The organism is Streptomyces sp. NPDC056503 (genome assembly GCF_042794995.1).
Taxonomy (GTDB): Bacteria; Actinomycetota; Actinomycetes; order Streptomycetales; family Streptomycetaceae; genus Streptomyces.
In genome coordinates this window covers 24230-33414 of record NZ_JBHTST010000091.1, presented here as the reverse complement: position 1 = coordinate 33414, position 9185 = coordinate 24230, and the positions used below count along the sequence as shown (strand labels likewise).

The following is a 9185-nucleotide window of genomic DNA, read 5'->3' as shown; positions in this document are numbered from 1 at the left end:
AAGGACGAGCGGACCCAGGACCCGCGCGAGTGGAAGCGCTTCGGATCCAAGATCCGCGAGTTCACCGGCGGCGAGGACATCGACATCGTCTTCGAACACCCCGGCCGCGAGACCTTCGGCGCCTCCGTCTACGTCACCCGCAAGGGCGGCACCATCACCACCTGCGCCTCGACCTCGGGCTACATGCACGAGTACGACAACCGCTACCTGTGGATGTCGCTCAAGCGGATCATCGGCTCGCACTTCGCCAACTACCGCGAGGCGTGGGAGGCCAACCGCCTCATCGCCAAGGGCAAGATCCACCCCACCCTCTCCAAGACCTACTCCCTGGAGGAGACCGGCCAGGCCGCCTACGACGTCCACCGCAACCTCCACCAGGGCAAGGTCGGCGTCCTCGCCCTCGCCCCCCAGGAGGGCCTCGGCGTCCGCGACGAGGAGCTGCGGGCCCAGCACATCGACGCCATCAACCGCTTCCGCAACATCTGAGCCGGGGACCCCACATGACTGAGCGCCAGAAGGACCGGCCATGGCTCATGCGGACCTACGCCGGTCACTCGACCGCCGAGGCGTCCAACGAGCTGTACCGGCGCAACCTCGCCAAGGGGCAGACCGGTCTGTCGGTCGCCTTCGACCTGCCGACCCAGACGGGCTACGACCCCGACCACGTCCTCGCCCGCGGCGAGGTCGGCCGGGTCGGAGTCCCGGTCTCGCACCTCGGTGACATGCGCCGGCTGTTCCAGGACATCCCCCTGGAGCAGATGAACACCTCGATGACCATCAACGCCACGGCGATGTGGCTCCTGGCGCTCTACCAGGTGGCGGCCGAGGAGCAGGGTGCGGACATCACCCGGCTCCAGGGCACCACCCAGAACGACATCGTGAAGGAGTACCTGTCGCGCGGGACGCACGTCTTCCCGCCCGGCCCCTCGCTCCGCCTCACGACGGACATGATCGCGTACACGGTCAACAACATCCCGAAGTGGAACCCGATCAACATCTGCAGCTACCACCTGCAGGAGGCGGGGGCCACTCCGGTCCAGGAGATCTCGTACGCGATGTCCACCGCCATCGCGGTGCTCGACTCCGTCCGCGCCTCGGGACAGGTTCCCGAGGAGCGGTTCGGCGAGGTCGTCGCCCGCATCTCCTTCTTCGTGAACGCGGGCGTCCGCTTCATCGAGGAGATGTGCAAGATGCGCGCCTTCGGCCGCATCTGGGACACGGTCACCCGCGAGCGGTACGGGATCGAGGACGCCAAGCAGCGGCGCTTCCGCTACGGCGTCCAGGTCAACTCGCTCGGCCTCACCGAGGCCCAGCCGGAGAACAACGTCCAGCGGATCGTCCTGGAGATGCTGGCCGTCACCCTCTCCAAGGACGCCCGCGCCCGCGCCGTCCAGCTCCCGGCCTGGAACGAGGCCCTGGGCCTCCCCCGGCCCTGGGACCAGCAGTGGTCGCTCCGCATCCAGCAGGTGCTCGCCCACGAGTCCGACCTGCTGGAGTACGAGGACATCTTCGCCGGCTCCCACGTCGTCGAGGCCAAGGTCGACGCCCTCGTCGCCGACTGCCTCACCGAGATCGACCGGATCCAGGAGATGGGCGGCGCCATGGCCGCCGTCGAGTCCGGCTACCTCAAGGCCCAGCTGGTCTCCTCGCACGCCGAGCGCCGCGCCCGGATCGAGTCCGGCGAGGACAAGATCATCGGCGTCAACGTCTTCCAGTCGACCGAGCCGAACCCGCTCACCGCGGACCTCGACACGGCGATCCAGACCGTCGACCCGGCCGTCGAGGCCCGGGTGGTCGACGCCGTCTCCCGCTGGCGCGCCGAGCGGCAGGAGTCCACGGACCGCCAGGGCGGCGGCGACCCGTTCGTCTTCCCGACCACCCAGCAGGCCCTGGAGCAGCTCAAGGCGGCCGCCCGGGGCACCGAGAACCTCATGGAGGCCACCCTGGAGTGCGCCCGCGCCGGCGTCACCACCGGCGAGTGGTCCGGGGCGCTGCGCGAGGTCTTCGGCGAGTACCGCGCCCCCACCGGCGTCTCCTCCGCCCCGGTCGCCGTGCCGGCCGAGACCGGCTCCCCGCTGGCCGAGGTCCGCCGCAAGGTCGACCGCACCGCCGAGGACATGGGCATCGGCAAGCTCCGCTTCCTGGTCGGCAAGCCGGGCCTGGACGGGCACTCCAACGGCGCCGAGCAGATCGCCGTCCGGGCCCGCGACGCCGGGTTCGAGGTGGTCTACCAGGGCATCCGGCTCACGCCGGAACAGATCGTGGACGCCGCCCTGGAGGAGGACGTGCACGCCGTCGGCCTGTCGATCCTCTCCGGCTCGCACGCCCAGCTGGTCCCCGACGTCCTCGACCGGCTCAAGGACGCCGGCGCGACCGACATCCCCGTCATCGTCGGCGGCATCATCCCGAACGCCGACGGCGAGGAGCTGCGCCGCGCGGGTGTGGCCGCCGTCTTCACCCCGAAGGACTTCGGCATCACCGAGATCATCGGCCGTATCGTCGACGAGATCCGGAAAGCGAACAAGCTCGACCCCCTGGAGGTCCCCGCATGACCAGCCCCGTGAACCGGCTGCGCCCCCGCCGCTCCTGCCTCGCGGTGCCCGGCTCGAACCCGCGCTTCCTGGAGAAGGCCCAGGGTCTCGCCGCCGACCAGGTCTTCCTCGACCTGGAGGACGCCTGCGCCCCGCTGGCCAAGCCCGAGGCCCGGCACACCATCGTGAAGTTCCTGAACGAGGGCGACTGGACCGGCAAGACCCGCGTGGTCCGCGTCAACGACTGGACGACCCACTGGACGTACCGCGACGTCGTCACCGTCGTCGAGGGCGCCGGCCAGAACCTCGACTGCATCATGCTGCCGAAGGTCCAGGACGCCCAGCAGATCGTCGCCCTCGACCTGCTGCTCACGCAGATCGAGAAGACCATGGGCTTCGAGGTCGGCAAGATCGGCATCGAGGCGCAGATCGAGAACGCCCAGGGCCTCGTCAACGTCAACGCGATCGCCCAGGCCTCGCAGCGCGTCGAGACGATCATCTTCGGCCCGGCCGACTTCATGGCCTCCATCAACATGAAGTCCCTGGTCGTCGGCGAGCAGCCGCCCGGCTACCCGGCGGACGCGTACCACCACATCCTGATGAGCATCCTGATGGCGGCCCGCGCCAACAACCTCCAGGCGATCGACGGCCCCTACCTCCAGATCCGCAACCCCGAGGGGTACAAGGCCGTCGCGCAGCGCGCCGCCGCCCTGGGCTTCGACGGCAAGTGGGTGCTCCACCCGGACCAGGTCGCCGCCGCGAACGAGATCTTCTCGCCCTCGCAGGAGGACTTCGACCACGCCGAGCTGATCCTCGACGCGTACGACTACTACACCTCCGAGGCGGGCGGGAAGAAGGGCTCCGCGATGCTCGGCGACGAGATGATCGACGAGGCCTCCCGCAAGATGGCCCTGGTCATCTCCGGCAAGGGCCGCGCCGCCGGCATGCAGCGCACCAGCAAGTTCGAGATCCCGGAGGCCTGACCCCATGCAGTTCGGACGCACCTACGAGGAGTTCGAGGTCGGGGCGGTCTACAAGCACTGGCCCGGGAAGACGGTCACCGAGTACGACGACCACCTCTTCTGTCTGCTCACCATGAACCACCACCCGCTGCACATGGACGTGAACTACGCGGAGAACACGACCGACTTCAAGCGGAACGTGGTGGTCGGCAACTACGTCTACTCGCTGCTGCTCGGCATGTCCGTGCCGGACGTCTCCGGCAAGGCCATCGCCAACCTGGAGATCGAGTCGCTGCGGCACGTGGCGCCGACCTTCCACGGCGACACCATCTACGGCGAGACCACGGTCCTCGACAAGACCCCGTCGAAGTCCAAGACGGACCGCGGCATCGTCTACGTCGAGACCAAGGGCTACAAGCAGGACGGCACCCTCGTCTGCGTCTTCCGCCGCAAGGTGATGGTCCCGACCGCCGAGTACATCGACGCCCGCGGCGGCGAGCAGCCCGGCCGCCCCGAGCTCATCGAGCCTTCCAAGAAGTCGGAGAAGTAAGCCATGGCGCGACTCGCCCAGACCCACGGTCTGACCGACGTCCAGCAGGAGATCCTCGCCACCGTGCGGGACTTCGTCGACAAGGAGATCATCCCGGTCGCGACCGAGCTGGAGCACCGCGACGAGTACCCCCAGCAGATCGTGGACGGGCTCAAGGAGCTCGGCGTCTTCGGTCTGATGATCCCCGAGGAGTACGGGGGCCTGGGCGAGTCGCTGCTCACCTACGCGCTCTGCGTGGAGGAGATCGCCCGCGGCTGGATGTCGGTCTCCGGCATCATCAACACCCACTTCATCGTCGCGTACATGCTCAAGCAGCACGGCACCCAGGAGCAGAAGGAGTACTTCCTTCCGCGCATGGCGGCCGGCGAGACCCGCGGCGCGTTCTCGATGTCGGAGCCGGGCCTCGGCTCGGACGTGTCGGCCATCACCTCGAAGGCGGTGAAGGACGGCGACGAGTACGTCCTGAACGGCCAGAAGATGTGGCTGACCAACGGTGGTACGTCAACGCTCGTCGCCGTCCTCGTCCGAAGTGACGAAGGCCACCCCGAGGGCACCGCGCCGCACAAGTCGATGACGACCTTCCTCGTCGAGAAGGAGCCGGGCTTCGGAGAGGTCCGCCCGGGCCTCACCATCCCCGGCAAGATCGACAAGATGGGTTACAAGGGGGTCGACACCACCGAGCTCATCATGGACGGCCTGCGCATTCCGGCCAATAGGGTCCTCGGCGGAGCCACCGGGCGAGGGTTTTACCAAATGATGGACGGCGTCGAGGTCGGCCGCGTGAACGTGGCGGCCCGTGGTTGCGGCGTCGCGCAGCGTGCTTTCGAACTCGGCGTCCAGTATGCCCAGCAGCGTCACACTTTCGGAAAGCCGATCGCCCAGCATCAGGCCATCCAGTTCAAGCTGGCCGAAATGGCTACCAAGGTCGAGGCCGCCCATGCGATGATGGTGAACGCAGCACGCAAAAAGGACTCCGGGGAACGAAACGACCTCGAAGCGGGGATGGCGAAGTATCTCGCCTCCGAATACTGCAAGGAGGTCGTGGAGGATGCCTTCCGCATTCACGGCGGCTATGGGTTCTCGAAGGAGTACGAGATCGAGCGTCTCTACCGTGAGGCGCCGATGCTGCTCATCGGTGAAGGTACCGCCGAGATCCAGAAAATGATCATTGGCCGCCGACTCCTGGAGGAGTACCGCTTCCAGGGATGATTGTCGGTTTTGAGTCGATTCGGCCGCGAAGAAGATCACACCCCGTGTTCATCTTCCGGCCGTCGACTCGGTTCCTGGCTTGCCCAGTTGCGCCCCGCAACCGATAGCATCGCCGGAAAGCCGCCGTCCCCCGTTGCCAGCGCGGCATCATCCGCTACGAAGGTCATCCATGCCCCACAGCCCAAACTCTGCACACCGCGACAGCCTCAAGGGCGCACGCATCGCACGCGGAGCATCGCCGTGGCTTCTGCCGACCGTCGCCACGGCGGCGCTCAGCCTCGCGCGCTCCGGCCGCTCGAAGCGCGCCCGGGCAATCGCCGTGCCGGTCACCGCGCTCGCGGCCGGCATGCTGTGGTTCTTCCGCGACCCCGAGCGCGAGATCGCTCAGGGCCGGGTCATCTCCCCCGCCGACGGCGTGGTGCAGAGCATCATGCCGTGGAAGGACGGCCGCACCCGCGTCGCCATCTTCATGAGCCCGCTGAACGTGCACGTCAACCGTGCGCCGATGGCCGGCACGGTGACCTCGGTGGAGCACGTCCCGGGTGGCTTCGTCCCGGCCTTCAACAAGGAGTCCGAGAACAACGAGCGCGTCGTCTGGCACTTCGACACCGAGCTCGGTGACATCGAGATGATCCAGATCGCGGGTGCCGTGGCGCGGCGCATCGTGCCGTACATCCCGCAGGGGACGAAGGTCGAGCAGGGTGACCGCATCGGTCTGATCCGCTTCGGCTCGCGCGTCGACATCTACCTTCCGGAGGGTGTCGAGGTCGCCGTCGAGGTCGGTCAGACCACGACCGCGGGGGTGACTCGCATTGACCGTGATTGATCCCGACACACGGGCCGCCGACTGGGTCGCCGACGCCGACGCGGACGCGGCCGAAGAGGCGGAGGAGATGCCGCTGTCGCTGAGGCTGTCCATAGCGGACGCCCTCACGCTCGGTAACGCCACGTGTGGCTTCATGGCGGTGTACTTCACCACCACGGGCATCCTCATCCCGCACCTCACCGGGAGCACGGAGACCGGGATGGCGCGCAACAGCGCCGCCACCGCGGTGATACTGATGCTGTGCGCGGCGATCTTCGACCTCTTCGACGGCATCGTGGCGCGCAAGCTCCGCAGCTCGCCGATGGGCGCCGAGCTCGACAACCTGTCGGACCTGATCAGCTTCGGTCTGGCCCCGGCGTACTTCGTGCTCGTCTACGGCATGGTCGCGGACGACGCGCAGCAGAAGGTCTCGGCGGTCGCCGCGATCGTGGTGCTGCTCGCGGTGGTGCTGCGACTGGCGCGGTTCTCCTGCGTCACGATGAAGGACGGCATGTTCCAGGGCATGCCGAGCCCCTTCGGCGCGCTGACCGTGGTCTCGATCATCCTCCTCGAGCTGCCGTTCATCCCGACGCTGCTGGCGATCATCGGCACGGCGTGGCTGATGGTGAGCCGGGTCGAGTACCCGAAGCCGCGGGGCGTCCTCGCGGCGGCCATGCTCAGCTGGATCGTCGGGGCGATGGCCATGCTGGCGGCCTGGGCCTTCGACGCCCCGGGCGGACAGTTCCTCCTCCAGGCCGGCTGCGCCCTCCAGGTCGTGCTGGGCGCCGTGATCCCCCTCTTCGCGACGGCCCGGCGGGTGAACACCTTCCGCGGCAACCGGCGGGAGAGCCGGGAGGCGCGACAGGCGGAGACGGCGCAGCTGCGCTGACCCCGGTCGTACGGAACGGGTGAAGGGCCCGGAAGCATCTCGCTTCCGGGCCCTTCGTCATGCCCGGCCCCAGGCCGGCGTCAGGCCAGGAGCTTGTAGTAGAGGGTGGTGGCCCGGAGGGTGCCCTCCGGGTCGGCGGCGTACTCCGGGATCGTGCCGGCCGCCGTCCAGCCGGCGCCCCGGTAGAGGCGCTCGGCGGGGCTGTCGGTCTGGGTGTCCAGGACGAGGAGGGTGAGTCCGGTGGCGGCCGCGTGGGCCTCGGCGGCGGCCAGCAGGCGGCGGCCCAGGCCGCGGCCGCGGGCCGACCGGTGGACGAGGAGCCGGGCGATCTCGCCGCGGTGGCGGCCGTTGGCGGTGGCGGTGCGCAGCAGGGTGACGGCCCCGGTGACGGCGCCGTCCGGCCCGAAGGCGGCCCACACGTCCCGGGTGCCGGCGGTCCCGGCCCACCAGGCGGCCGCCTCGGCGGGGTCCAGGGGTGCCGGGTAGCCGACGGAGGCGCCGCCGTCGACGGCGTCCACGAGGAGCGCGGCGAGCCCGTCGGCGTGCTCCCGTACGGCGTCGGGGGCGAGGAGTCCGAGGCGGTCGCCGGGCTCGATCCGCTTCTCCAGGCAGAGCAGGCCGGGGCGGTCGTCCCAGGAGGCGGCGGGCTCGAAGCCGAGCTTGCGGTAGAGCGCGAGGGGGCCCTGGCGCCACTCCCAGACGGTCAGCCGTACGCTCTCGGCGCCCGTCGCGGCGGCCCGGCGCAGCGCCTCGCCCATCAGCGCGGCGGCGAGTCCCCGCCCCCGGGCCTCCGGCGCGACCCAGACCCGCTTGACCTCGGGAACGGCCCCGGCCTTCAGGACCAGGCATCCGTCGGGCTCCCGCGTCCCCGGCCCGAAGGCGAGCAGGACGGTGTCGGCGGCGAAGGCCGTGACGGGGTCCTCGGCCTCGGCGCGGCGGGCGGCCGGCAGGTCGGCGGGGCCGGTCACCGCGGCGCCCTTCTCGGCCTCGGTGGCGAGGTGGTAGGCGGTGAGCAGGGCGGGCAGGCGGGGGTGGGCGGCGTTCTCCTCGATCATCACGTTCATGATGCGAGGATCACACCGCCAGGTTTCCGCGAGGTGACGCCGGCCTCGTCGGCCCCGCCGGCCAGGAACGCGGCGAGCGCGGTGCCCTCCTCCGTCACGGCGGTGCGCTCGGCGCGGGAGAGGCGGCGGAGCGGGGTGACGACGAGGTCGGCGTCGCGCACGGTCCAGGTGGCGCAGACCCGGCCGTCGACCAGGGCGACGCGCTCGCCGGCGACGGAGAGCAGGCGGTGGGCGTCGTCGATGATCCGGCTCCGGTCCTGGTAGCCGAGGATCGCGTTGTCGAAGGCGGGCAGGAAGCGGACCGGGGCGGGGGTGTCGGGGTCGGGGCGGGGGGCGTCGGGGAGGTCGAGGAGTTCGCGGCCCCGCTCGTCGCGGAAGGCGACGAGCTCGTCCCGGACGGCCTTGACGGCGGCGGGCAGCCCGCTGAGGCCGCACCAGGCGCGCAGGTCGCCGGAGGCGGCGGGCCCGTAGGCGGCCAGGTAGCGGCGGAGCAGGGTCTGGCCGACCGGGTCGGTGGCGTCGTCGGGGAGCGGCGGGACCTCGCGGCCCAGCCAGCCGGCGAGGGTGGTGTTCCGCACGCCGGACCGGTTGCGCCAGAGGCCGCGCGGGGGCACCTGGACCATGGGGACGACGCCGGCGACGAGCAGTTCGCCGAGGGCCCGGCGCGGGGGCGCGGGCCGGTGGCCGGAGACGGCCTCGACGAGTTCGGCCATGGTGCGGGGCTCGCCGTCGGCCATGACCGCGTGTCCGGCGGCGGCCAGTTCCTCCGGGTCGACGTCGGCGAGTTCGGTCCGGTAGGTGGTGAGGACCCGCCCGCGGAGCATGGTGGCGTGGCGGGCGCGCCAGGCCAGGGCGTCGTCGGCGGTGACGAGGTGGACGGTGCGGCGCATCAGGTGGGTGCGTACCACCCGGCGTCGGGTCAGGAGGTCGTCCAGGGTCTCCGGGCGGAAGTCGCGGACCCGCGACCAGAGGCCGGTGAAGGGTTCCTGCGGCTCCTGGGCCTGCATTCCGCAGAGGTGGGCGATGACCTCGGCGGCCGGGGTGGCGGTGCGTTCGAGGAGGAACTGGCGGGCGAGGGTGGCCCGGCCCAGGGCGCGGGTGGTGAGGACGGTCATGGCGGCACGCTCCCACGGAAAGAGGACGGTTCACGTCCTCTTTCCGTGGGACACGGGGCT

The 9185-nt window shown here is 70.3% G+C and carries 9 protein-coding genes and 1 pseudogene; 7 read left to right on the top strand and 3 right to left on the bottom strand.

Annotated elements, in window-relative coordinates:
* The 7 genes from ACFQ8C_RS24805 to pssA form a co-directional block, all read left to right on the top strand.
* A partial coding sequence (locus ACFQ8C_RS24805; protein ID WP_383461426.1) for a zinc-binding dehydrogenase occupies window positions 1–486 on the top strand: 486 nt, incomplete at its 5' end.
* A gap of 14 nt (window positions 487–500) precedes the next feature.
* Window positions 501–2552 carry a protein meaA gene (locus tag ACFQ8C_RS24800; protein WP_383461425.1) on the top strand — a complete coding sequence of 684 codons (2052 nt, stop codon included), beginning with the start codon at window positions 501–503 and terminating at the stop codon, window positions 2550–2552.
* Window positions 2549–3514 (top strand): CoA ester lyase, encoded by a 966-nt coding sequence (locus ACFQ8C_RS24795; protein ID WP_189505393.1) that lies wholly within the window; start codon window positions 2549–2551, stop codon window positions 3512–3514. The genes ACFQ8C_RS24800 and ACFQ8C_RS24795 overlap by 4 nt, the downstream gene beginning before the upstream one ends.
* Before the next feature lie 4 nt (window positions 3515–3518).
* On the top strand, window positions 3519–4043 hold the full coding sequence (locus tag ACFQ8C_RS24790; protein ID WP_383461423.1) for a MaoC family dehydratase: 525 nt from the start codon (window positions 3519–3521) through the stop codon (window positions 4041–4043).
* 3 nt (window positions 4044–4046) lie between these two features.
* Window positions 4047–5252: an acyl-CoA dehydrogenase family protein gene (locus ACFQ8C_RS24785; RefSeq protein ID WP_383461421.1), complete on the top strand. Its 1206-nt coding sequence runs from the start codon at window positions 4047–4049 to the stop codon at window positions 5250–5252.
* A gap of 169 nt (window positions 5253–5421) precedes the next feature.
* Window positions 5422–6078 (top strand): phosphatidylserine decarboxylase, encoded by a 657-nt coding sequence (locus ACFQ8C_RS24780; protein ID WP_383461420.1) that lies wholly within the window; start codon window positions 5422–5424, stop codon window positions 6076–6078.
* Window positions 6071–6946: a CDP-diacylglycerol--serine O-phosphatidyltransferase gene (gene pssA / locus ACFQ8C_RS24775; RefSeq protein ID WP_383461432.1), complete on the top strand. Its 876-nt coding sequence runs from the start codon at window positions 6071–6073 to the stop codon at window positions 6944–6946. The genes ACFQ8C_RS24780 and pssA overlap by 8 nt, the downstream gene beginning before the upstream one ends.
* Before the next feature lie 80 nt (window positions 6947–7026).
* Here pssA and ACFQ8C_RS24770 read toward each other — a convergent pair whose 3' ends face one another.
* From ACFQ8C_RS24770 to ACFQ8C_RS24760, 3 genes and pseudogenes are all read right to left on the bottom strand, one after another.
* Complete coding sequence (locus ACFQ8C_RS24770; protein WP_383461430.1) at window positions 7027–7542, bottom strand: GNAT family N-acetyltransferase; 516 nt, start codon at window positions 7540–7542, stop codon at window positions 7027–7029.
* A 60-nt stretch (window positions 7543–7602) separates the two neighbouring features.
* Window positions 7603–8001 (bottom strand): annotated as a pseudogene (locus ACFQ8C_RS24765) (GNAT family N-acetyltransferase); the annotation flags it as partial.
* Window positions 8002–8006: 5 nt separating this feature from the next.
* Complete coding sequence (locus tag ACFQ8C_RS24760) at window positions 8007–9125, bottom strand: winged helix DNA-binding domain-containing protein (RefSeq protein WP_383461418.1); 1119 nt, start codon at window positions 9123–9125, stop codon at window positions 8007–8009.
* Window positions 9126–9185 lie beyond the last annotated feature (60 nt).

Excerpts from the sequence above, each read along its gene's own strand:
- ACFQ8C_RS24800 (WP_383461425.1), top strand. The coding sequence starts at position 501 with ATGACTGAGCGCCAGAAGGACCGGCCATGGCTCATGCGGACCTACGCC.
- ACFQ8C_RS24795 (WP_189505393.1), top strand. The coding sequence starts at position 2,549 with ATGACCAGCCCCGTGAACCGGCTGCGCCCCCGCCGCTCCTGCCTCGCG.
- ACFQ8C_RS24790 (WP_383461423.1), top strand. The coding sequence starts at position 3,519 with ATGCAGTTCGGACGCACCTACGAGGAGTTCGAGGTCGGGGCGGTCTAC.
- ACFQ8C_RS24785 (WP_383461421.1), top strand. The coding sequence starts at position 4,047 with ATGGCGCGACTCGCCCAGACCCACGGTCTGACCGACGTCCAGCAGGAG.
- ACFQ8C_RS24780 (WP_383461420.1), top strand. The coding sequence starts at position 5,422 with ATGCCCCACAGCCCAAACTCTGCACACCGCGACAGCCTCAAGGGCGCA.
- ACFQ8C_RS24760 (WP_383461418.1), bottom strand. The coding sequence starts at position 9,125 with ATGACCGTCCTCACCACCCGCGCCCTGGGCCGGGCCACCCTCGCCCGC.